We start from the raw sequence: 24,618 nt of genomic DNA, 5'->3' as shown, positions 1-24,618 counted from the left end.
ATACGTTCTAACTATAATCAAACCCAACCGAAGTTTAAGAATGCACCTCAAGTAATTGAGGAAGCATCTTATTTTGCCGGTGTTTGACTGGTGTTTAAGTGGTGCCCCCACACGGACTCGAACCGCGGACCTACTGATTACAAATCAGTTGCTCTACCAGCTGAGCTATAGGGGCACTGAGGGAGCGTTTAAGAGATTGCTGCGGGCCGTGCAAGAGGGGAAATGTCAATTTTTTGCAGTTTTACACAAGTCGCAGGAAAGGCTATTGGAAAGCCGGTATCAGTAAGGGTGAGAAGACGTTCATGCAGTTGATTTTGCACACAGGTGCCCATTACACCGAAGAAGACAGGCTGCTGAAGAGCCTCCAGTCGAACCACGATCTTTTGACGCAGGCGGGCACCCATGTGCCGAGCCCCGCAACCTATCGTGGTTTGTTTCGCGATACGTTGAATGCGATGTATAAAACATCCGCCTCGGACGGGGCGCGGGATGTCTTGCTGGACGCGGTCATGGGAGACTCTGACGCGGATCGGGTGATCTTTTCCGACGCTAACTTCTTTCGCACCCCTGCGACGGCGGTTGTTGAAGGGATGCTTTATCCCGCAGCGCCTGTGCGGATGATGCGCATGGCGCAGCTTTTCCCCGAGGACGAACTGCAGATTTTCATGGGCATCCGCAATCCCGCGACCCTGCTGCCGGTGCTCTATGATGTGTCGGCCGATAAATCTCCGCCGCAGTTCTGGGGCGACAAGGATCCGCTGGATGTGCGTTGGTCCGACACGCTGGCGCTGCTACGTGATTCTGCGCCCGAGATTCCCGTGACCGTATGGTGCAACGAAGACGCCCCCCTGATCTGGGGGCAGATCATGCGCGAGATGGCGGGCCTGCCCACGATGGCACCACTGGACGGGGAATTCGACCTGCTGGAAACGATCATGCGCCCCGAAGGCATGAAACGGTTCAAATCCTATCTCGCCTCCCATCCCGAGATGACAACGGCAGAGCACCCGCGTGTGATCGCGGCGTTTCTGGACAAATACGTGATCGACGACGCGCTTGAGGAAGAACTGGACATGCCCAGCTGGACCGAAGAGCTGGTCGAAGAGATGACCGAGGTTTACGACGAAGACGTTGCGCGCATTCAGGAAATTCCCGGCGTGCGGGTGATCCTGCCATAACGGCGGGACCACCGTCTAAGGTCAGCTTTCAAATGGCAGGCTGCGCAGGGTTACGTTGCGGGCCTCGTCCCCAATGACGACGTGGAGCGACGCTTGCTTTGCATCCGATGCGATCATCCCGACGCCGATATTGGCCTCGAAACGTTTGGAATAGACGTAATCGCTAAGCACGCCGCGCGGCTGGCCTTTATCGTCCAGCACGGAAATCGAATGTGCCGCCCCCGTCAGTGGCGCGCCCGCGATGACAAAGCCTGACCTTTCCCGTTGCGCGCCTTCATCGGCAATACGGCGCAGCGCCTCTTTCCCGATAAAATCGTCGGGGGTTTCAAGATCGACCAGCTTGCCCAGGCCGATGTCATACGGGGTGCAGGGGTTGGTCTGAAGACGACCATCCGCACCATAGGACACCAGCCCGCTTTCGATCCGTTCGACGTTATTGGGCGCACCGGGGCGGATACCAAAGGGCGCGCCTGCGGCCTTTACCATTGCCCATAGCTCCCCCCCGCGGCTGCTGTCCTGGAGATACAGTTCGAAGCCGCCCTGTTTCGACCAGCCCGACCGCGCCAGCACCAGCGGGATATCCCCCAACTGCGTTTGCTTGAAGCCAAAATACCTCAGATCGCGCACCCAGTCGCCGAACAACGCGGTGATCACCGCCTCGGCCTTGGGGCCCTGAACCGCCAGCGGGGAGACGTCTGGCTCAGCCACGGTCACGTCCCACCCGCGCTCTACCGCGATGGCGCTGGCCCATAGGGCGATGTCACTGTCCGCAATCGACAGCCAATATCGATCCTGCGCCAGCATGAGCAGCACGGGGTCGTTGATAAGCCGCCCCTGATGGTCGCACATGGGCACATAGCGCCCCTGCCCGATCCGGGTTTTCGACATATCGCGCGTGGTCAGATACTGGATCAGCCGCGCCGCATCCGGCCCGGACAGTTCGACCTGCCGTTGCGCTGCGACATCCCACATGGCCACACCGTTCATCAGCGCGTCATATTCCCCCTCGGGGTCGCCATAATGCGCTGGTATGAACATGTGATTATAGACCGAGAAACAAGCCACGCCGTCTGCGACAGTCGCATCGAAATAGGCGGATTTGCGATTATTCGGGCCAATGCCGATCTGAAACGCCATGAAGAAGATCCTTTTGCCAAGGCCCACCGTACCATCCCTGTGCCCTGTCCCAAGGAGCGGGTGTCAGGGAACGGCGATGCCATCAGGCGAGCGCTCGCTTTTTCTGACACGGCAAAGCCCCGCACATCAACCGGCATCTTCCCAAAGGTTGGGATGCGCGGGCAATGGCGGGGCCTAGGGTGTGTCTAGGGTGTGAAACGCCCCCTCGGCATCCTTTGCGACAGGGGCGCGTCGGGTTACTGCGCGGCCAGCAGTTCGGGCACGCTCAGCAGCACCACTTCGTTATCCGCAGCGGCATCCAGCTTGCGCCCGGATGAGAACGGCAGGTTGTTGTCCACGGCGACCATGATGTGCGTCTCGTCCACCCGCATCACGTCCTCGATGGTGAAGAACGGCAGGCTGAACCGCCCTGCCTCGCCGCCATCGGTTTCGATGCGGGCCTTACCCTCGGGGTCGGCGATGTTCATCAGGTCGATCTGACCAATGCGGCGCACATAGCCCTCGGCATCCACATCGGCGGTATCGATCAGAACCACATGCTTGACCATCGCGGGGTTCGGGAAACAATCTGCCTGCGGGTCACCGGCGCATTTCAACGAAGGCTCGCCCTCGCCATTGTCACGCTCGATCACCAGCGCGCGGGTCTCGTCGATGAAGTTGAAGTCACCGACCGCCGTGGCCCCTTCGGCCAGCTTGAACTTGAAGCCCTCGCCCGTCCAGTCGCGTGCCTCGGGGTCAAAGGCCATGACGCGCAGGAAATCACCTTCGTTCTCGCCGCTCGCGGCCAGCAGTGGTTTCTCGAGCATGGCCCACAGCAAACCCGTTTCAGGCTGCAGCGCCATGCCCTCGTACCCGCCCGAGCGTGGCACCGTCCAATCCGTCCCCTTCACCGATGTGGCCGAGATACCGGGCGTATCCGGCCCTTTCAGTTGAACACCATCCACCATCGTCGGATAGACGCCCTTGATCCGCCCGTCCAATGTGGCCTCGATCAGATAGGGGCCGAACTCCTCGCCGATCCAGATGCTGTCGCCAACGCGCTGGATGCTCTCCAGATCGAAATCCGCGCCGGTCAGATAGCGGCTGTCGGTCCCGCCATAGGAAATGCGGAAGGGCACTTTGAAATCGGGATCATGCAGAAAAACCGTTTCCTTGATCTCGACCTCACCTGTGTCGAAATCAGCGTCCATCCGGCTGAAGAACAACAGTGTATCGGGGCTGTTCGCCTTGGAGCCAAAGCCGTTGTCCGTCAGCACATAGACCGACCCGTCCTCGGCACGGTTCATCGCGAAACCGGAAAACCCCTGCAACGGCTGGCCAATGAAGGGCAGGTTCAGCCCCGTCAGCCGTTTACCATGCAGCCCGCCCGTATCGCCTGGCACCGACATCGGCACGCCATTGCGCGCGCCACCAGTGAATTTACCACTGATCCACGCATCCTTCGGCGCATCCGCAGGTGGCGCGACAAGGCTCAGCGCAGGCAGGTAGGCATGGCCCGCAAGCGTGGCATCAAACGTCTCTTGCGCGACAGCGGGGACGGCCAGAAGGGACAGGGCAAGGGGAAGAATAGGGTGTTTCATTAGGGCTCTCCGTTAAAGACGGCCCCTGATCCGCGATTCTGGTAACAGCCGCGTAACGCAAAGGTGACGGTTCCACGACAGGCGCGGAATTGGGGAGAGGCGTATTGGAGAGGTGGGATATTGGCGGAGGAGGTGGGATTCAGACTCACGTGTGACACGAATGTCACATCTCCCTTAGGAAGGAATCCTCAAACCTTTGATTTTATATTATTTTATAAATTTGACGATGTGCCTCTATCCTATTATGGGCTTGATATGTGGTCAACAACGTGGTCAATAACCTGGTCAATTAGGGAATTCGTACATGCGCTTCCGACCACGCAGGGGCAACTATATCACGCAGCGTAGAGGGCGGTATTATTACCGCCGGATGATCCCAGCGCAGTTCCATGATCTATTCACCAAGAAGGTATGGATGATCGCCCTTGAAGGACAGAGCGACACCGAACGAGCAACCGAAGCTCAAGGTATCGCCGACCGTCACAATCGCCAGATGCGAATGGCACAAACTGTTGATGTCGACGAGGCTAGAAGTCTCGGCGCTGACGCGGTGGCGATGCGCATAGACCTATCCTCGGACGACCTACCACCCGGCGCTCCTACCCCGGTTCCAGCACGCTTCTTCCGGGATGGGCGCATTATTGAGACCACCAGATACGCCGTGACAGATGATCCAGCGCAGCGACGCGCAGCAGAAATAGATGGCTTCTTCGTGGTATCTCAAGAGGAAGCGGCAGCGCAGATTGAACTGCAACAGCAGATGGACGCCTATCAGGGGGCAAAGACATCGGAACAGGCAGAGCTTGCCGACCTGAAAGCAGAACGTGCAGCGGGTAAGATAGAAGCAGCGACCCGCGTCAGCGGAGAGACTGTCTTGTCGATCCTGCCCCGGTGGCGTGGACTTAAAAAGCAGACGCCTGCGACGTGGAAGAAACATGTCCAGTATGCCCGCGAGTTCACAGAACTACACGCCGGTGTTGGTGGTGAGCTTTACTTATCCGAAATCACCAAGCGTCATGTCATTCAATACGTTGAACATGCGCAGACCTTTACCTATCGAGGTGCACCACTGTCACCCACCTCTATCACCAAACGGTTGGACTCAGTACGGGCATTACTAGCCTTTGCAACGTCGGTTGATGAAATAGACTACAATCCAGCGACGGGTGTCGAACCGCCCGCAGACCATCGCCCCAAGGCTTCACGCAGTTGGAAGAGTTTTACCCCGGAAGAGATCAAGAAGCTTGTCAGCGTATCGACCACCCTTTGGAATGGACGCCGCAATAGCAAGCAACCGGGACGCAAAGAAGACCTAGCAACCGCCCTCCAGTGTCTGGTCTGGACAGGCGCTCGGCCTGAAGAGGTTTGCCAACTTAGGCGGGAAGATATCGACCTGTCCACTGGCGCGATACGCATTACCAACGAAGAAGCCGACGATGACGCCCGCGCACGTCAAACCAAGAACGAACGAAGCATTAGGACGCTACCCATCCACTCTCGGTTATTGCCTGCCCTGTTGGAGCACTTAAGACGTAACAATAGCGCCCTGCTCTTCCCTTCCTTTGCGCCGGAACCGACACCTAAGGAACTGAAAGAGGCAGAGAGTGCTGGGAAACTAGAAATCAAGGGCAGATACGCTCGCCCGCTGTCGCGGGAATGGACCGACAATCTAAGAAAACAGATCTCCCCAGATGAACCACGCAAAGTTCTCTACAGCTTGCGACACTCATGGGCAGCGGAGTCTCGGCGCACAGGGATGCCTGAGCATGTGCGCAATGCGCTTATGGGCCATGCCGACGACAACCCGCATGCGGGACGCTACGGCGTCGATGCAGACTGGCTGGAAGAGAAGCGGCGGCATGTCGAGCGAATGGCCTGCATTTAAGCGTGCCATTAGAAGTGCGGCAAGCTCCGCGAGCGGGAATTTCTTTGTTCTAGTTAAACCTCAGCTAACTTTCCACCTGCATCTCGTGACCCTTTTTGAAGCGATTCGTGACTCTGACCTCAAATTGTGATATACATTTGTCAACCCCAAATATTTGGGTGATGAAAATTCCACATAGAAGAGGAAATTCAGTGTATATCACTATTGCGTCTTATGCCGCCGCAACCGGCGTTTCGGAAGCGACCGCATCCCGGCGATTAACTAGAACCGCTTACCACATCCGGCCACACGAGCGTGGAAGGCGCTATTACCACCTCGCCGCCGCCGTGCAAACTTTGAAGGCCAAGGAATTGGAAGCCGGGGCGGTCAAGGCGCTTACCGGGTCCGCCTGCGACTTGTTCGGGCCTGACCTGTACCTAGAGCCTGAAAGCATACCATTGGCGCGCGAATTTTCAGACTGGCTTCCAACCGAAGCTAATCGCGGCCGACTACGGGCCGCTCAGAATGCTTTCGTTATGGGCGTGGGCGATAGCCGCATTTGCGCACCGACCATCGTGCGAAACCTTTCGCCCCTCCGTGAACTGTTCGCTTTGTGCCCGCCGGTTTTGGTATGGGTGCTGACCGGCGGCACTCCGCCCGATGCGCATAACATTGCCGCAGGCTTCGCCGTTTCGAACAATTGTGCGGCGCTCGATAATCACGCTACTTTGAAGGAGGTAGCATAGCATGGGCGATCACACCAATTTCCTATCCATCTTGGAAGGCTCCAAGGCCGTCCGGGACCGCTGGGCCGCGCTGGTAGAGCGCACCGTAACCGATGCCGCCAGACATGGCGTTTCAATTGAAGCGGACGATGTCCTGAACCTTCGTTCTGCCCGCACCGCCGCGCTTGGTGCCCCACTGGACGAAGACGAATTCAGGGCCGAAGTGCTGGCCCTTCCCGCCCTTTCCGACGCAGCCCGCAAAACAGCAATCGCAGCAGGCGACGTAGACGCTCTAACCGCAGCGGTCGCAGATTTGAACCGGAGCAAGTTTGAGGTCACGGCAAGTCGCTGGACCGATAATGCCGCACGTTGTTTATCACAGGCGCGCGACCTCGGTATAGCGACCCCGCCCACCGAAGCCTTCAACATATCGGCAAACGAGCGCCTCGACTTCATAAAGGAGGTGAACAGCCCTGCCACCAAGCTCGCGCTGGCCCGTAAGTGGGGGCTGCTTTAATGATCTCTCTCATAAAGATTGAAAATGCTGTTCGCGCTCAGAATAGTAACTGGAAAACATTTTTCCGACGTCACGGGGTCGGGTTTCAATGCATCCTTTTCCCCAAAAGAGTTCTGACAGAATACGAGTATCAGACCCTTTTACGCCGTTTCAGTCGGTCACAGGCCAAAGTAAGCCTAACGCCAGAGGAGCGAAAGCGAAACTCTATTCGCGCTCTAGCGCACAAAGCAGATGATGATGCACGATATTGACCCTGATAGCTCGATATTTGCGGGCGGACCGTTGCCACCACCTCTGACGAAATTGCAGAAGACCCGCAAGAAATCGCGAGACCGAAGATGGCTAAATGTAGCCCATCTGAGGCGTGCTATGACCGACCAACAACAGACAGCAGAAGAGCGCAGCATAAGGGCCGAAATAGTGGCGTGGATTTATCGCCATAAGGGCGGTGCAACGCTCGAGAGGCTCGACGTTGCACCGTAATCGATTCAACAAAGTTGCGCACAATTTAGCTATCCGCCGAATGCAGCGCCGGAAGATGCTTTGGCGGGCAGCCCGAGAAGCGTTCCCATCGTATTTATCATTCAGGGCAAGCACCAGAACCATAGAAAACGCCATCGCGGCGACTTTGTCCCGCGAAGGACTTTAGCCAGATTGCGGCAGGTGCTCCCCGGCCTGCCGTAGATGTCCCGCTGGGTTTATCTCCTACCCAGTGGGACACGAAATACATGAGGATTAAAAATGCACGACAACGACATAATCAACGACCTTGCCGACCTCCTGCGAGATGAAGCAAGCAAGTCCAACGGCCGTGGTCTAAGGATTTCGCTGCACTGGCTGGTAAAGGTGATGGGCGGGGACGGTAGACTTGCCCGTAATGTTCTTCGCTGTGCGGGTTTCGCCCCTGACCCTATCACTTGGAGTGTCGGGGGCGGTGCCGCAGAGCTTGGGAATTTTTCTTATCCACCAGTTCTCGCTAACAATCTGAAGGAAATTATGGGGGCGATCCCCCCAATTCAAAGTCACCTAGCGTAGCGCTGGGGACAAAGTGACGCAACGTCAATCATAAAGCAAGATATGCTATTTTGGGAAAGTGTCATTTTCAATGACATACCGCTTCCGGAAAGTTTTGATTGTGAGCTTGGCGCTTAGGTGACGCGAGCCGTGTTAACAGATGTGCTATTTTGGAAAATGTCATTTTTAGTGACATCAAGCGTCAACTAAAGTAACATAAAATCAATAAGTTAAGTTTGACTTTGGTCGAAAGCCTCCTCAAGTTCAGTGACATCAAGCCCACTGGAATAAGGAGATACACGAATGACAAACTATGACGATTTCAATCGCGAGCACAGGGAAAACGCGATTGTAAACTTGACAGATCGAATGGCTCAAATCGGTTTGATGCCACTTACATCCGACACCGCCGATGAGCTGGTGCGGTTATCGGCTAAGGTTACCAAGCTGACTGAGGATGCAGCGTGATGACAGAGAACGATGGCACTGCACGGTCCATAAGCGCCCTCTGGAGCGTTATAAACTTCTGTAAGCAACTCTCTGATATTTCAGATGAGCTAACAACTCTTCTCGAAGAAGATAAGCCCCATGCTGCGGAGCTACTCATGGAACGCGCGGTTCGACTTGGCGTCAGGGTCACGGAGACCGCAGCCGACTTCCGTAGATCAGATTTTCCCGAATTCCCGAGTTCCGCGAGCTGATCTAAGGTCTCATTGGCCGGTATCCATAGTATGCGAGATCCGCGCGTGGGACCATCCAACTATGATGAACAAAAGCGCAAGTCGCCCATTGGGCGGCGGCGAAACCAAAAGGAACGCAATATGAAAATCAACTAACTATGAAGGAGAAATAAGTGGAAGATTTTTTGAAGGAAACGAATGAACTAGGTATCGGAAACCCGTTTGCAGAAGCCGGACTAGAGCTGACCGATACTGAATTAACAAGTTATGCTGAAGAGCACTATGGTTGGGAGACAGACCCCCCCGAACGTACAGAGCCGCCACTTTGGCTATATAATCCGACCAACGAGGGAAATGTAATCCACCTAACCCGACCAGTGCTCACACGCATCAATGATGCAACAGTAGTCGGTAGCTTGTCTGAATGCGATGCGCTTCTAAACATGCCCGTTGTAGTAGGGACGACTGACACCGCGCCGTACACCTTTGGAAGCAACTGGGAGCGCCATGAACAGTCTTGGAAGGAGGCAATTGATACCTTCCTTTCGCGGCACCCGGCACAGGAGCACAAGGGCGGGAATGCCCTGTTTTTCGCTGAAAGTCAGCGGGCGCGTAAGCGCCGGAATGGCGTAGAATTATGCTACAAGCTGGAAAAGAAGATTCTGAATATACGGGCGGTGGTAGCTGATATTGACGGCGGGTGCACAGTAGAACAGGTAGTTCCCCGCTTGCGGGAATTGGGCTTGTTTGCCGTGATTTACACGACCCATTCTCACACCACCAAGGGCGGGCCCGGAAGTGATCGGTTTCGCATCATCCTGCCTCTTACAGAACCTTTTGAACTCGGTAATCGTGATGCTGATCCGGAGGGCTGGGAAACCCGCAAGGCTGAATGGCTGAGCCGTTACTTCGGATTCCTCGAAATGCTCATTCCTGCGGGCGGAGAAATCGACTCGCGCGGTTCGCTACCGTCACAGATGATGCACGCACCCGCCCGTCCCTTTGGCGCTGAGTTTAAGCACTACATCCTTGCTGGTCGTGGCGTGACGCTGGATGACATGCCCGCAGGGGATGTGAGCACTCACATGCGCCGGGGCCCCTCCGGTATCAAGGCAGGCAATGACGCGGCACGTGGTGACCCCGCCCGGCTATCCGATGGCTTCGACCTGCTGGCATGGGCGGCCGATCACGGCGAGTATTTTGACCTCTCATCATTTTTGGAAATGCTCGGCTGGGATGTTCGGGGCGATGCAGGGCGCGGCGTCGATATTCTTTGCCCGAACGCGGGCGCGCATACGTCCGGGGAAGATATGGCAAGGGCTGCTCCGGGCGAAGACGCAGACGAGAGCGCAATTATCTATTGCCATCATAACCATTGCTCTGGCCTCTACACTTGCGATTTTTTACGCCTCATCGAAGAACAAATCACTCTGCCGGAAGGGGAGGCGTTCACTGCCATTCTGTGTGACGAAATGTTCTATCCGACTGAGGTCGACGGCTCGGCGGTTACAGTCGACCAGAGAGTTTACGTCGATGAAGAGATTAAGCTTGGATGGCTAAAGACCCCTTTATCCGTAGCGCGGGCGTTCAACGCCCTGCCCGCCAACGCAGGGGCAGAACACTTAGCCGCGATCTTCGCAGGGATCGTCAAGGCGGGTGAACGTCGCGAAGCTGTTGCCAAGTGGGGCGAGCTGGTGAAGGAGCATCTCGATGCAAACGCGCGTAAGCGCGTGGAAAAGCGTGGTCGTGAACTTCTAAACGTAGAAAAGGCAGATTTTTCTGCTGATAAGGCGGTAGAGCGGCAGGAAGGTTATATCGCGGCACTGGATAGCGGTGTGCCTGACAATGTGTCTTTGGACCCTGCCGAACCACTTGGGAACACCATGGGAACCGCGTTGGCGACCTTGGCGCATCGCTTTGCACCCGTAGATCTTGCTGGTCATTTTCGCATTTTACGGAAGCCAGACTTAAGCGCCTTTAATTCGGATTATGACGCCACAATTTCTCTCTACCGGAAGGAGGACTTTCTGAACCTGCACCTTGATCGGCAGATCATGGAAGGTGACAAGATGGTGAACCCTGCTGCGACCTTCCTTGATAATGCCAAGCGCAAGAGCGGGCTGGTTTTTGCACCACCTCCGACGGTGCCGGGTACAAACGATTTCAATATGTATCAGGGTCGGAAGCTAAAGGCCGTACCCGGAAAGTATGGCGACGAGCGCGATTTTCCAATGCTCTTCGATTTCTTGTTGCGGATTGTGTGCGACGGCAGCGAGGAAAAGCTTAGCTGGCTGTTGCTCTGGATGAGCCATCTGGTCCAACGTCCCGGCGAAAAGCCTGGGACCGGGGTCATCGGGATCGGCAAGGGCGGTATCGGCAAGGGGCGCTTCGGGGCACTGCTGTCAAAGCTTGCCGCACCGCATTTCAAGCAACTTGAAAATGAAAGTCATGTGATCGGGCAGTTTGCGGGTGAGCACCTGAGCAAGTGTGTGCTGGTACAGGTTAGTGAAGCTGTTTTTGGGGCCAACCCCAAGGTGTCCAGCACTTTGAAGGCGCTTGTAGACGCGCGAGACATTCAAGTTGAAATGAAAGGCTACAGCCTTGTTACCATGCCGTCGTTCACTCGCTTCTATTTCGATTCCAACGAGGCGGTGCCGGTGCTCATAGAAATGAACGGATCAGAACGGCGGTACTTCGTGCTGCGTTTTTCTGATGTTGAGAAGGGTGATGTAGATTATTTCGACAACCTGACTTTGGCGATTGATAGCGAGGAAATGGCGGCTCTTCTGGCCTATCTTGAACGTTATAATCCGGCCTCAGCCGGACATACTTGGTCGGACGTGCGCACGGCTCCCGAGACGCCGGAACGGAGGGTCATGGGATACAATTCAATGCGCGCCGCTCAGCGGAAGTTGCTGGACGTACTTCGCGCTGGTGAGGTCACGTTGACCGTCGACGGAATGCCCGAGACCTTTGTGTCGGACGCGGTCGCGGGGCACCCCGGCCTCCGCGTCCACATGGCGGCTTTCAAGACGTACATCGAAAGGCACGGGAACAAGAACAATGCAGACGACTCTGACGTTCCGGGTATGGTCAAGCGGCTTTTTGCCGTGGACCTGATCGAAAAGCAGGGCAAGGTTGGCAGTTCGCCCAACTCTCGTTGGTGGCATTTCCCGCCTGAGGTGCTGGGGAACAACGTGGACCGGGTTTTGCGGGGTGATTGAACCCCCGCGTTAGTGGGATTTGCCCCACTACGCCCCCAAAGGCATGGGGGCGTTTTTTTCCAGCTATAGTTGGCCTAAACGCCCTTCCCCGCAAACCCCCAAGATTTCTAACACTCACGGGGAATTATGACGAGACACACACACCCACTCACCGAGAAGAACTATTGGTGTGTATGTCATGGTTCTATTTATTTCTGGTAAGAATCCTTGGGGGTTGGGGGGTAAAGTCACTTCACTTAATAAAACAAGGGCCGCCAAGCCCCCGGAAGGGTTGGGGATTGTTGGGGGTTTGGGGGCGCGACGGATTTCTAAACGGCGCGTATGGGCTGCCATCCGATTTGGCTGGCAATTTCGTTGTAGGATTTCTGCCTTTCTCCCAATCACGTCGCACCAAATTCAGGTTTGCGTTGTCATGCTTGAGGGCGTTCCAATAGGTTTCGTGGGCTTCTTTAAGGTCAGCCATAACATTGTCCCACTACTAAAAATCTCGTGATTTTGCGACGGCATAACGCCCTCCATTTTTATTCAACCTATCGTGGTGGCTTAACAATGTAGTCAAACATCGTTTGCGCCCAATTGCCCTTTTCCCATAGGTGAACCGATACCCCGTCTCGCATGGTTCTTTCATCTATCGCATACATTTCTGATAGAATCTCCTCCAGCATTGTAGAGCAAATAAGAACGACGGAAGAACGTAGAAATCATGAGGAAAAAGGTCGCACACGAAAGTCCCGTACGAGGGCCGGGCCTGCGCCGACATGCTGGATCTCCAAGATCAACGCGAGGAATACGACACGTGAAATGTATGATAAGCAGACTATCCGATATTTGTATGTGATGGGGCTGAAGTGGTCCCACCTTTTCGGACAGGTTTGCAGCGTTTCTAAGGTGTATCGGGTTTAGGTTTCATGCTGCTTTTTGCTCTTCCAATCCGGCCCAATATGCGTCGTCGGGCGTTAACCGATCAAGCGCAGAATGGGGCCGCTCGGTGTTGTAGAATGTCATCCAGCCCTTGATGACGCGCCGGGCCTGGAAGCCATCGCTGATCTCTTGGAGATAGATCGCCTCCTGCTTCAGGCTCCGCCACAACCGTTCGATGAAGATGTTGTCGAGGTAGCGGCCCCGCCCATCCATCGAGATGCGCGCGCCTGCCGCGGTCAGCGTCGTGATCCACGCCGATCCGGTGAACTGCGATCCTTGATCCGTGTTGCATATCTCGGGCGGGCCGTATTTGACGATTGCCTCCTGCAAAGCCTCCACGCAGAAGTCTGCGTGCATCGTGTTCGACAGCCTCCAGCTCAGGACTTTGCGCGACGCCCAGTCCATGATCGCCACGAGGTAGAGGAACCCGTTGCGAACCGGCACGAAGGTGATGTCGGCACACCAGACCTGGTTCGGACGCTCGATCTGCAAGCTTCGAAGCAGGTAGGGATAGACCGGATGCTGGGGATGCGGCTGGCTGGTTTTGGGCCGTTTGTAGACTGCTTCCAAGCCCATCTTCGCCATCAGCCTTCTGACGCGATGGCGCCCGACAGCAATTTCTTCCCGGCGCAGATAGGCCGCGATCTGGCGACTGCCGAAGAACGGGTATTTGGTGAAGACGCGATCGATCTCTTTCATCATTGCCAGAGTGTCCGCATCGATCCCGACCGGCGTGTAATAGAATGCCGACCGCGACAGCCGCACCAGTTTGCATTGCTTGCTGATGCTCAACTCGGGATGGTCCCGTATAATCATCGCGCGTTTTTCCTCGGGGCTCACTGCTTCAGCCCTTCGGACAAAAAATCGTTCTCGACCGCCAACCTCCCGATCTTGGCATGCAGCTCCTTGACCTCTGCTTCTGTCGGGCCGCTTTGCTTGCCGCCAGAGAACACATCGGCCATCCCGTCGATAGCCTGCCGCTTCCAAGTGCTGACCTGGTTTGGGTGAAGCTGGTGCTTCGCCGCAATCTCCTGCACGGTCTTGTCGCCACGCAGCGCTTCCAACGCCACCTTGGCCTTAAACTGATCTGTAAAATTCCGACGCTTCGCCATTCTCGTATCCCTTCAAAGGTTTGGGATACACCTTAGCCGACTGTCCAGTTTTCTGGGACCACCTCAGGCATCCCGGTTAACCTTATCAACTGGAATACGGCTGCGATTGCGCTGGGTAGATGGAAAAAATTTTAAACGGGCGGAAGGCCGGGACCGCGCCATGTCGATGCAGCGCTAATCGCCACCAGAAATTCTCTGGGTCGAAAAGCTGGAAGAGGTCCGTGCCGGGAAACGCCCACATATCTACAGACCGGCTCCATGCAGTTGTCGTTAAGCTTGGCGATGGATACACGGTTGGTGTGAAGAGCGCAGGCCAACTGGATCATGCATTTGGACTTAAGAGATTTAACGTCCGAGCGGGAGGCACGACTGACTGCCCTCGACGCAATGGAATGAAAGCGCAATCGCTAGGGCGAAGCCCCTTCTGGTGGCTCTTCCGCATCACGCAAGCCGTCCGCGATCTCACGCATGATCGCCGCCAACTCTGCATCCGCTGCCGCTTCCCGAGCCGCTTCTGCGCCTTCACCTTCGGCGCGTTCTTCTTCGACCTGTCGCAGCTCTTCTAATTGCTCGCCCATCACAACGAAGGCTTCCCGCATCTGCGCCAGTTCCACCCTATCTGCCCGTTCCTCGTTGCTACCCTCGAATCTTTCCTCGAGATCATGGGCAATCATCCAGAAAAAGGTTAATATTGAGATTAAGGCGGTAAAGTAGGCCATGCGCCGATGAAAACGGGCTTCAGCCTTAGACGCAGCCCCCGCGTCGCGTTGGCTTTCTACAAATGCACGTTGTGCGTCCAGAAGCGCTTCCTGCGCCGACAAGCTTCGGGCCAGCAGTTCGCCGATGTTCGCGGTCAGGCCTAAATCAATCTTCGGGATTGTGGCTTCGTGAAAGGACCGAATTTGTTCGGAAAGACGCTGCGACGCTAACTGAAATTCCGTCCCAATAATCCTATCTACGCTCACGCGCTTAAAAATACTGCCATATCGGTCAAAATTAAGGCCTGCGACAACCGATCCAATTTGGATATTCGGCATCGACGCGCGATAGGTTTCCATTGCCTTGGCAATGCTCGACGCTGACTCGCGGTGAAGCTCCAACAAGTCAGCAAACGGGCGCTGTTGCGCGGCAATCGACTTCTGTATCGTTTGGCTGAACAGTGCATGGCGTTCAGTAAAAGCTTTCAAGGCCAAACCAATATTAGGATCGACCGAAACAACCCGCGCCGCTTCCACCGCTTTAGCCACACTGCTTAGCGTGTTGCTATCATAGGACCTCTTTAGCGTTCCTACCCCCGTCGCTTCATGAGCTCCCATGACTTCATCCGCCTTAGCTAGCGACTGCAGCATCCCTGAGCGCTCTACAGCGCGGATAGCTTTCAATCTAGCTTCTTTCGTCTTTTCTGCGTCGCTCATTATCCTACCGCAACTTGTGCCCTCTCAGATAACTAGCACAAGCTCTTCCTCCTAAAAAGGCGCGGTAAAAACCCTTCCAGCCACCACGCGCTCCATAAACTGCAACCTCATCAAATATTACAGTTTGCATTAAACCAGCCATAACACCAAAAGGCCCATGTTTGCGCATTTAGGGAAGCATTATAAAATCGTAATTTATTGAAAAGACTCGATAATATTCCATTCTGGTGCTACATAAAGAACACAACGAACGTCGTCGATTTTTATAAGGCTCAGTTATGGTCAGTAAGTACGTTATCTACCGGAGAGTCAGTACAAATTCCCAAGCCAACTCAGGCCTTGGTCTGGATGCCCAGTCCCGTGATATCGGGCTGTTCTTGGATAACTATAATGACACCCCCTTTGATGTTCTGGAAACATTTACAGACGTCCTGAGCGGCGCTGAAACACACCGCCCCGAACTTGCAATGGCCATCGAGTTGGCGAAAAAGGAATCCGCAGAATTACTTGTGTCAAAGCTCGATAGACTCTCGCGACGGGTTAGCCACATAGCTGCTTTAATGGATGACAAAGCTCTGAAAATAAGGGTTGCGAGCATGCCCACCGCAGACAACTTTCAGCTTCATATCTACGCAGCCTTGGCGGAGCAGGAACGCGAATTCATCAGCATTAGAACTAAGCAATCCCTTGCCGCAGCCAAGGCCAGAGGCGTGAAGCTAGGCGGCCTCCGTGACAAAACAAAGAAGCGGAACAAAGCATGGAAAGAAGCCGCTGACGCGGCTGCCGGTAATGTAGCTGCTATCGTCTTTCCGATGCGCCAGAACGGTGCTTCCTACCAGAAGATTGCCGATGCCTTGAATGCGGCAGGTGTGCCGACTCCGCGAGGCAAGAAATGGGCTGCTACGAGCGTTAAAAACGCTGCTGATAGACTAACTAAATGTGTCGCCTGAAGAAGGGCGTGTTCGGATGCAGCAGCCTTCAACCTAGCTGATATTGGCTCAGGCGGCATAACAACCCCCTAGCAAATTTAACGGTGACAGTGAGTTGATGTTTTCGCGCGTGAGCGCGCGATCATTGCCGCGTAAAAGCACTAAATTCTAATTGCTTCGGCATGGTACCTAACGGGGGTACCGCCCCCCCCCCAAGATCGAGCTCACAGCGCCCGTCGGTACCTACGCAACTTAATTAATAGAAATAGTTGTACAGATCTCCGTTTCCGGACTGAAAAGTTACTTTTAGTGATTCTGCCAAATTGTTGCGTTTCGAGCGAGGTTTCGCGCCCTAAACCCCAATTAGCATCGCGGAAACCAAAACGCGTGCAATCCCTCCTTAAAAGTGCTGTTCTGTCCCAATACAGCTTAAGGACGAGTCACTTTGGCAAAAATCAACAAATCGGATATTTACGAGAAGAACTTGAATTTTCTTCTTGGCTCCGGAGCATCTTATGGCTTGCTGCCGACACTTGCTCTACGGGTCAAGGTGAATGCTACCGACGAAGCACATACGGTCGAAACTTTGGCGACCAAGTACGAGGACGACCCAGACTTTTTAGCTCACCTTTTCTCTTGGTATGTCCAAGAGGTTATTCTCCCGGCCGCTGAGTATGAACCCGGCGACGTGTTTATGACGCCACAACAAGTTACAGCGGCTGAAAACTATCGACAGTTCCTCGAGACAATACTGAAGATACTCAGCAAGAAAAGTCACAAGAAAAGAGTCAACATCTTCACAACCAATTACGATGGCATGATTGCGCACACGGCGGAGACGCTTTTTAGGCGAGGCTCATATGACTTCCATTTGAATGATGGGACCGACGGATTCGTCAAGCGCACCTTGAATGCACGGAATTTCGGACGGTACTTTCAAGACCACGGGGTGTTCGATCGTCACTCCAAAAGCGTTCCTCAAATAAACCTTATCGAGCTTCATGGCAGTGTCTACTGGCATAAAGACGGCGAAAAAATTGAGGTATCCTATGATCTGGATCGCGCAAAGAAGAGAATTTCAGACGTTCCTCTGAGAGTAGATCAAGACTTTTTCGATGACTTATTGGACGATAGCAAAACGGATAAGGATTTAAACCCGCCTGCGGACGTCACTGCTACACAAAACGAAGCTTTCCAAAAAGCTTACAAAGCTCTTCCGATTGTGAATCCCACGAAATGGAAGTTTTATGAAACTGTTTTTGAAGAGCACTACTACCAGATGTTGCGACTGCTAAGCTACGAGCTCGAAAAGCCTGACACTGTATTTATCGCATTTGGGTTCTCATTCGCGGATGAACATATCCTGAACCTGATAAAACGCTCACTTTCAAACCCATCTCTTCACATGTACGTATGCTGCTTTGACGACGAAGAGAAAGACTCGATGGTACACAAATTTATTGGCTTTGATAATGTCGAGTTAATACGTGTAAACGGGCTGCTCGACTTTACAGCTTTCAACGATGAAGTATTCACAACCAAACCAGCGAGCGAATAGTCGTGAGTATTGAAATTGGCGAGGTGGTCGCGGTTTTGGGCGTCGAAGTTTCTGTTCGAGCCTTTGAGAACTCAAACCATGAGACACATTTTTTCAATGGCAAAAAGTTCAAAGGCATTTCTATACGGGAATTTGTGTCCATTTCGCACGGCTTCCGTGAAATTGTTTGTACCATAGAAGGTGAATATTTAGATGAGCGCAACTACGAGCTCGAGGCAAGCGAAAAATTATTCACACGAAAGTTAAAGTTGCGTCCGATTGGGTATTTTGAGGACGACGTTTTCAAAGATGGGATTAAGCACCTACCCAAAATCGGCGATATTGCTAAACTTCTGTCAGAGCAACAGGTTGGCAGCATTTTTGAGAGCAAATCTGCTGATGGCTATATTATCGGTAAACTCTTGAAAGAAGATTTACCGGTATCTCTTCCTTGGCAAAAACTATTCAAGTCGCATTTGGGAATTTTCGGCAATACAGGAAGCGGTAAATCCAACACGCTGACGAAGCTGCATACGGTTCTTTTCGACAACAAAAAGGACAGTATCGGAAATACCAGCAAGTTCGTCTTTTTAGATTTCAACGGTGAATACACAAGCGGACAACTAGTGGAACCCGAACACAAGAAAATAATCAGGTTGACGACTCGAAACTCGGACGGAGATCGATTCACGCTGCTAAATGACGACTTTTGGGACGCCGACACTCTAGGCATTCTATTTCAGGCTACAGCATATACTCAGAAACCTTTTCTCCGCCGAATTATAGCTGGGAGGAACAAGTTCGCACAAATCGAAGACAGCCTGTCACGCTATGCACAAGCAACGTTAAGACGGGTACTCCGTTCGAAAGATCCAAGTGTTGAAGCCTTGGAGCAAGTCAAATCACTGGTAAAAAGTCTACCAGATTCGGCTGACTTGGAAAGCTTGCTTGAGCGGGTTGGTTTGAGAAGTGTAGCAGATGCCAATAGTTTTCATGTTGGCTCGCCTCCGACTTGGCGCTTCCTAGCCGACGACGAAAATTATTTTCAGGCTACATTTGAGCCGATGATCAATGAGTTGAATTTATCTAAGGTCTCTGGATTTTCTGAACTGCAAATTCGAGCACGATTGCAAATTGTTCGAGATGTTCTTTCCGGCTCAGCGCAGTATGAGCACATTCAGCCTTTGCTGAGTCGTATTGACAGCTTGAAAGGAGACTTCTCTAAGGTTGTCGCGGTTGGGCCAAACGAGGAGGCTAGTGCGCTAGTTACTGTCATTTCGTTGCGTGAATGCAAGCAAGACGTAAAAAAGATACTTCCTATTCTAATTGCAAAACATTTTTATGAGCAGCACAGAAATGTTGTTTCAAGCCCTCCTACTACGACACTTCATCTAGTTATTGATGAGGCGCATAACATACTCTCGCAGCAATCAAATCGTGAAGCAGAGAGCTGGAAGGACTATCGTTTAGAGCTGTTCGAAGAGATTATCAAAGAGGGTCGAAAGTTCGGTATATTTCTTACTCTCGCTAGCCAACGTCCTGCAGACATCTCCGCTACAATCGTCTCGCAATTGCACAATTATTTCATACATCGATTGGTGAACGACAGAGATCTTGCCCTGTTGGAGAATACCATCTCAACGCTAGATAGCATTTCGAGAGGACAGATACCGACGCTGCCTCAAGGCGCTTGCGTTGTTACCGGAACCAGTTTCGAAATCCCGATGCTCATGCAAGTCGACAAACTTTCGAAAGAACAAGAACCGGACAGTAGCGATGTAGACCTCGTTGAACTGTGGGCCGGTGACGCTGGCTGACTTCAGCTTCCTGGCAGAGTTCGCCGGCAGCGAAGGTCGGTTGAAATAGCTGCCGTTGGACGAAACCTTTTCCAACTGCCTTAGCTCAGAGCGACCTGATGGTCGGTTGCTAAAATTATTTCTCGGGTTGCGCTAGCTCGTTTTTGACCTCGTTCGTGACCTGCGCAACGAACAATCGATCTGCCCCGCCTCGAGTAAGCCGTGTTAAATCTTGATGAACCGTTTTGCGTCAAAATTATGCAGAGAACCTTATCTGTGGTAGAGTACCACTGAAGGACTTGCTGCAGGTGCACTCAGCAACGGCTGCTGACCTCCCACCTCCGACGAACCCTTTTCAAGTTCATCGCTGCGAACAACTATCAACAGGTGAAATACAACTTACATGACCTATATACCCCGCCTGATGGGCAATCGATTAGGCATCCACGCTAGCAAGATCGACGAGTTACGCCGGCAGGCCGGGCTGACGCCCTCGGGCTTCCGACAGGATCGGACTGATGACGTCGAAATCGATAAGGAAGCGGCTCTTGACCAAGTATATCATTGTACCGACATCAATCTGCCTTCTGGCATAGGCGGCCCGCGTTCGTGATCTAATTCAGAGATCGAAATATCAGAACAATATCACCAAGACTATCTGCGCCTTCTTGTGGTCAATAATGTGGTCAATAAGCGGAATCTTGAAATCACTAAATTGTTGTCTTTTAACAAAAAACGCCTTGGCGGAGGAGGTGGGATTCGAACCCACGGTACGCTCTCACGCACGCTGGTTTTCAAGACCAGTGCATTCGACCACTCTGCCACTCCTCCGCAGCAAGCACCGCATAGAGGGGTGTCAGCGATTCTGCAAACCTGGAAATGACGCGCGCTGTGGCACCGTAACGCAAGACAGCGGCAGCCCGTGTTGGGCGGGTTCCGGCCGGGTGGGGAAATTTGCCGATGCCGTCCTGTCAGCCTTTCCAAAACCCCTGTACCCGCGTTAGTGTAGCGCAAAGACCCCGGCAATGGGGCATCAAACATGCCGTATTGACGGCGCGATCAGGCGGCGGCGGACAACGCCGCGCCAGCAGGCAAGGACGACGGACATGAACAGCCTCAGGCTACACCCTTTTTCTGGCAACCGGCCGCTGCGGTGCACGGTAGGGGTTTTGCTGATGATGACGACTTTGGCGGGCTGCGATGCGGTCGGCAATCTGACCGGCGGTCAGAAAGGCTCTGCTGCGGTGGCGTCCAGCTCGACCAAGCTGGTGGAGCGTGACGTCGAAGCGCCCGAGGTTTTCTCGGTCAGTGATCAGGGGCTTTGGGACGGACGCCCCAGCCTTGGCGGTGTCTGGGTCGCGCATCCCGATGTCACAGATCCCGAACGGGTGATCATCCGCAACGAGGCCAATGGCAAATTCGTCATCGGCGCGTTGTTCCGCCGTGAACGCGATCTGCCCGGGCCCAAGCTGCAGATGTCGTCGGATGCGGCGGCGGCCCTTGGTATTCTGGCCGGTGCCCCTGCGCCATTGAACGTCACTGCCCTGCGCCGTCAGGAAGTCGATGACACCCCTGCCCCCGACGCAGCCCCCGAAGGCACGATCGAAACACCGTCGGAAGTGACAGAAACCACGCTTGATCCGGTCGCTGTCACGGCAGGTGCCGCGATTGATGCAGCCCCCGCTGCGGCGAAACCCGCTGCCCCTACGGCCCCGAAACCCGCAGCCCCCAAACCTGCGTCTTCGCTGGCAAAGCCCTTTGTCCAGATCGGCATTTTCAGCGTAGAGGCAAATGCCGAACGCGCGGCCAACCAGATGCGCAGCGCGGGCATGTTGCCCACCGTCAAACGCAGCGAGATCAACGACAAGCCGTTCTGGCGCGTGGTCGTCGGCCCTGCGGCGACGAAATCCGAACTGACCAATTTGCTGAAATCCATCAAGACCGAAGGGTTCTCTGACGCCTACGCCGTGTCGAACTGACCCACCGCCAAAGGAAACTGCCATGATCCGTATTTTTGCAGCCACGATTGCGACCCTTCTGTTGGCCCTGCCCGCGCAGGCGTTCGAGACACAGGCCCGCGCGGCCTATGTGGTCGACCAGACCACCGGCACCGTGCTGCTGACCAAGAACGCGGATGAACCCCTGCCGCCGGCCTCCATGTCGAAACTGATGACGCTGTATATGGCGTTCGAGGCGATCGAACGGGGCAAAAGCAATGGCGGGCTGGATCTGACAGAGGAACTGCCCGTGTCGCAGCACGCCATGTCCTACGGCGGGTCGACCATGTTTCTGGACACCACCGACCGCGTAAAGGTCGAAGACCTGCTGCGCGGCATTATCGTGCTGTCTGGCAATGACGCCTGCGCCGTAATCGCCGAAGCGCTGAGCCCCGATGGATCAGAGGCCGGTTTTGCCCGCCTGATGACCCAGCGGGCGCAGCAGATGGGCATGACCAACTCGACCTTCGCGAACTCCAACGGCTGGCCTGCCGCCGGTCACCGCATGTCGCTGCGCGATCTGGGGCTGCTGGCCACCCGCCTGATCGAGGATTACCCGCAGTACTACCCTATGTTCTCGCAGCGCGAATTCCTGTTTGACGGGCGCGCACCGCAAAACAAGACCAACCGCAACCCGCTGCTGGGGCTTGGCATTGGCGCGGACGGGTTGAAAACCGGCCACACCGAAGAAGCAGGCTACGGGCTTGTCGGCTCTGCCAAACAGGGCGACCGCCGCGTTGTGTTTGTTTTGTCCGGTCTCGAAAGCGCCGCGGCCCGCGCGCAGGAATCGGAATCGATTGTGAACTGGGCCTTTCGCCAATTCTCGCAACGGTCCATGGGCAAAGCCGGCACCATGATTGCCGAAGCCCCCGTGGCGCTTGGGGCGCAGGGTGCCGTTGGCCTTGAACTGGAAAGCGATCTGTCAGTGTTGGTGCCTGTGTCCGGCGGCAGCGATGTCTCGGCCGAGGTGGTTTATACCGGCCCGCTGCGCGCGCCCATCACCAAGGGCCAGAACATCGGCGAACTGGTGCTGACCCGCGGTGACCTGCCAGAGGTACGTGCACCGCTGGTTGCCCGCGACAGCGTTGCCGCAGGGGGGTTCATGGTCAAACTTGAAGCCGCCGCCCGCCATCTGCTGACCCGGTTGAACGAAGGGCCAGAGGCCGCTTCGTGAGCACCGCGGCCAAGGGCCTGTTCATCAGCTTCGAAGGCATCGACGGCTCGGGCAAATCGACCCAGACCAAATTACTGAAAGACCGGCTTGAGGCCGACGGGCATCAGGTCGTGCTAACCCGCGAACCCGGCGGCTCCGCCGGGGCCGAGGAAATTCGCGCATTGGTCTTGCAGGGCGACCCCGACCGCTGGTCCGCCCGAACCGAGATCTTGCTGTTCACCGCCGCCCGTCGTGATCACCTTGAACGCACGATCCTGCCTGCGCTCGAGGCGGGCAAGATCGTGATCTGCGACCGCTTTGCCGATTCCACCCGCATGTATCAGGGGCTCAGCCGGGGTGACCTGCGCGGTGCCGTGGACCAGCTGCACAGCCTGATGATCGGCGTCGAACCCGATGTCACCGTCCTGATCGATATGGACCCCGGCGAAGGGCTCAGCCGCGCGCTGTCGCGCAACACGGTCGAGGAACGGTTCGAGGATTTCGGCGAAAGCCTGCAGGTCGCCATGCGCGCCGGCTTCCTGTCGCTTGCCGCTGAATTCCCCGACCGTTTCGTCACCATCAACGGCGCACAATCCATCGATGCGGTGGCGGCGGATGTTTTTGCGCAGGTGCGCCCGCGTCTTGATGCGCGCTGACCCCTTTTCCTGCCGCCGCAATCTGCTAGACCACGTGACATGAGTGATGACGCCCCCCAGCCCGACCGTATCGACGGCGCGCGCCACCCGCGCGACACGCCGCAGCTTTTCGGCCAGTCGGCGGCAGAGGCCGCGTTCCTCGATGCTTTCAACTCGGGCAAGCTGCACCACGGCTGGCTGCTGACCGGCCCGCGTGGGGTGGGCAAGGCCACATTGGCGTGGCGTATTGCGCGGTTTTTGCTGGCCACCCCCGATGCAGAGGACGGCGGCATGTTCGACACCCCCGCCCCCACCAGCCTTGATATCGATCCCGACCACCCCGTCGCCCGCCGTATCGCGGCCGGGGGCGAAGGCGCGCTGAAGGCGATCACGCGCTCTGTTGACGAGAAAACCAAACGGCTGCGCAAGCAGATCGTCGTGGATGACATCCGCAAGCTGAACGGGTTCTTCCAGATGTCCGCTGCCGATGGCGGGCGCCGTGTCGTGATCGTCGATGACGCCGACCTGATGAACCCCAATGCCGCGAACGCGCTGCTCAAGATGCTGGAAGAGCCGCCCGCCCGCGCAATCATGCTGCTGATCAGCCACCGCCCCTCCGGCCTGCTACCCACCATCCGCTCGCGCTGCCGGACCCTGCGGCTTGGCACCCTGACGCCGGACGATATGGCGCAGGCGCTCGGCCAGTCCGAGGTGGATATTCAAGGCGATCCCGCAGCGCTCGCGGCGCTTTCCGGCGGGTCTGTCGGCGGCGCGCTGTCCCTGTCGCTGATGGGCGGGCTGGCGATGTATGGCGAACTGGTCGCCCTGCTTGATACGATGCCGCGGCTGGACCGCGCCCGCGCGCTCAAACTGGCAGAGGCCGCCGCCGCCCGCGGGGCCGAAGAAAAACTGTCGCTGCTGTTCACGCTGGTGGATCTGCTGATGCTGCGATTGGCCCGCACCGGTGCCCTTGGCCGCCCACCCGAAACCGCCGCCGCCCAGAACGAGGCCGCGGTGCTGACCCGCCTGTCGCCCACCCCCGCCCAAGGACGGGTCTGGGCCGAGACCGCGCAAGACATCGGCACCCGCGCGCGCCACGGGATGGCGGTCAACCTTGACCCTGCCGCACTGGTCCTAGATACCCTGTTCAAGATGGGCGACGCCGCACCGCGCTAGCCCACGCAAGACGAACAGGCAGGACCCC

Annotated in this window: 17 protein-coding genes and 2 tRNA genes; 13 read left to right on the top strand and 6 right to left on the bottom strand. The window is 55.5% G+C overall.

What is annotated here, in order from left to right:
- Positions 1 to 99: 99 nt before the first annotated feature.
- Positions 100 to 175 (bottom strand) — tRNA-Thr (locus EE36_RS12375).
- A gap of 127 nt (positions 176 to 302) precedes the next feature.
- Between EE36_RS12375 and EE36_RS12370 the strand changes: the two genes are divergently transcribed.
- Complete coding sequence (locus EE36_RS12370; RefSeq protein WP_005852722.1) at positions 303 to 1,178, top strand: hypothetical protein; 876 nt, start codon at positions 303 to 305, stop codon at positions 1,176 to 1,178.
- A gap of 21 nt (positions 1,179 to 1,199) precedes the next feature.
- Here the strand turns inward: EE36_RS12370 and EE36_RS12365 are convergent, their stop codons facing one another.
- Together EE36_RS12365 and EE36_RS12360 are read right to left on the bottom strand one after the other, a co-directional pair.
- Positions 1,200 to 2,315: a glycine cleavage system protein T gene (locus tag EE36_RS12365; RefSeq protein WP_005852720.1), complete on the bottom strand. Its 1,116-nt coding sequence runs from the start codon at positions 2,313 to 2,315 to the stop codon at positions 1,200 to 1,202.
- A gap of 236 nt (positions 2,316 to 2,551) precedes the next feature.
- Positions 2,552 to 3,895: an esterase-like activity of phytase family protein gene (locus tag EE36_RS12360; RefSeq protein ID WP_005852719.1), complete on the bottom strand. Its 1,344-nt coding sequence runs from the start codon at positions 3,893 to 3,895 to the stop codon at positions 2,552 to 2,554.
- Positions 3,896 to 4,310: 415 nt separating this feature from the next.
- On the opposite strand from EE36_RS12360, the gene EE36_RS12355 reads away from it, so the two are divergent.
- The 5 genes from EE36_RS12355 (at position 4,311) to EE36_RS12325 (ending at position 11,919) form a co-directional block, all read left to right on the top strand.
- Entirely contained in the window at positions 4,311 to 5,780 is a 1,470-nt protein-coding gene (locus EE36_RS12355; protein ID WP_198005491.1) for a tyrosine-type recombinase/integrase, read from the top strand.
- Between the two features lie 191 nt (positions 5,781 to 5,971).
- Positions 5,972 to 6,505, top strand: coding sequence for a hypothetical protein (locus EE36_RS12350; RefSeq protein WP_005852717.1), 534 nt, complete (start codon positions 5,972 to 5,974; stop codon positions 6,503 to 6,505).
- 1 nt (position 6,506) lies between these two features.
- Entirely contained in the window at positions 6,507 to 7,001 is a 495-nt protein-coding gene (locus EE36_RS12345) for a hypothetical protein (RefSeq protein WP_005852716.1), read from the top strand.
- Between the two features lie 1,317 nt (positions 7,002 to 8,318).
- Entirely contained in the window at positions 8,319 to 8,483 is a 165-nt protein-coding gene (locus tag EE36_RS17485) for a hypothetical protein (RefSeq protein WP_005852712.1), read from the top strand.
- A 385-nt stretch (positions 8,484 to 8,868) separates the two neighbouring features.
- Entirely contained in the window at positions 8,869 to 11,919 is a 3,051-nt protein-coding gene (locus EE36_RS12325) for a primase-helicase family protein (protein ID WP_005852708.1), read from the top strand.
- 906 nt (positions 11,920 to 12,825) lie between these two features.
- Here the strand turns inward: EE36_RS12325 and EE36_RS12320 are convergent.
- A protein-coding gene (locus tag EE36_RS12320; RefSeq protein WP_198005472.1) for an IS3 family transposase occupies positions 12,826 to 13,952 on the bottom strand; the annotation gives its coding sequence in 2 pieces (ribosomal slippage) (positions 12,826 to 13,682 and positions 13,682 to 13,952; 1,128 coding nt in all).
- Positions 13,953 to 14,359: 407 nt separating this feature from the next.
- Positions 14,360 to 15,367, bottom strand: a complete 1,008-nt coding sequence (locus tag EE36_RS12310) for a hypothetical protein (protein WP_005852706.1) — start codon at positions 15,365 to 15,367, stop codon at positions 14,360 to 14,362.
- A 278-nt stretch (positions 15,368 to 15,645) separates the two neighbouring features.
- Between EE36_RS12310 and EE36_RS12305 the strand changes: the two genes are divergently transcribed.
- From EE36_RS12305 to EE36_RS12295, 3 genes are all read left to right on the top strand, one after another.
- Positions 15,646 to 16,317: a recombinase family protein gene (locus EE36_RS12305; RefSeq protein ID WP_005852704.1), complete on the top strand. Its 672-nt coding sequence runs from the start codon at positions 15,646 to 15,648 to the stop codon at positions 16,315 to 16,317.
- Between the two features lie 424 nt (positions 16,318 to 16,741).
- Positions 16,742 to 17,854 carry an SIR2 family protein gene (locus EE36_RS12300; RefSeq protein WP_005852702.1) on the top strand — a complete coding sequence of 371 codons (1,113 nt, stop codon included), beginning with the start codon at positions 16,742 to 16,744 and terminating at the stop codon, positions 17,852 to 17,854.
- Between the two features lie 2 nt (positions 17,855 to 17,856).
- Positions 17,857 to 19,650, top strand: coding sequence for an ATP-binding protein (locus tag EE36_RS12295; protein ID WP_005852700.1), 1,794 nt, complete (start codon positions 17,857 to 17,859; stop codon positions 19,648 to 19,650).
- 720 nt (positions 19,651 to 20,370) lie between these two features.
- Here the strand turns inward: EE36_RS12295 and EE36_RS12290 are convergent.
- Positions 20,371 to 20,460, bottom strand: a tRNA-Ser gene (locus EE36_RS12290).
- A gap of 344 nt (positions 20,461 to 20,804) precedes the next feature.
- Here EE36_RS12290 and EE36_RS12285 point away from each other — a divergent pair.
- Genes EE36_RS12285 through EE36_RS12270 form a run of 4 tightly spaced genes read left to right on the top strand, consistent with a single transcriptional unit; the run spans position 20,805 to position 24,590 of the window.
- Positions 20,805 to 21,608: an SPOR domain-containing protein gene (locus EE36_RS12285; protein ID WP_081781243.1), complete on the top strand. Its 804-nt coding sequence runs from the start codon at positions 20,805 to 20,807 to the stop codon at positions 21,606 to 21,608.
- Positions 21,609 to 21,630: 22 nt separating this feature from the next.
- Complete coding sequence (locus EE36_RS12280; protein ID WP_005852693.1) at positions 21,631 to 22,800, top strand: D-alanyl-D-alanine carboxypeptidase family protein; 1,170 nt, start codon at positions 21,631 to 21,633, stop codon at positions 22,798 to 22,800.
- Positions 22,797 to 23,435, top strand: a complete 639-nt coding sequence (tmk, locus tag EE36_RS12275) for a dTMP kinase (RefSeq protein WP_005852690.1) — start codon at positions 22,797 to 22,799, stop codon at positions 23,433 to 23,435. Before EE36_RS12280 ends, tmk begins: the two co-directional genes overlap by 4 nt.
- A 39-nt stretch (positions 23,436 to 23,474) precedes the next feature.
- A complete protein-coding gene (locus EE36_RS12270) occupies positions 23,475 to 24,590 on the top strand; it encodes a DNA polymerase III subunit delta' (RefSeq protein ID WP_005852687.1) in 1,116 nt (371 codons plus the stop codon).
- Positions 24,591 to 24,618: the final 28 nt, after the last annotated feature.

The sequence above is a fragment of the Sulfitobacter sp. EE-36 genome (assembly GCF_000152605.1).
GTDB lineage: Bacteria > Pseudomonadota > Alphaproteobacteria > Rhodobacterales > Rhodobacteraceae > Sulfitobacter > Sulfitobacter pontiacus.
Note: the sequence above shows the minus strand (reverse complement) of the source record. Positions and strands in the feature narration are given on the sequence as shown.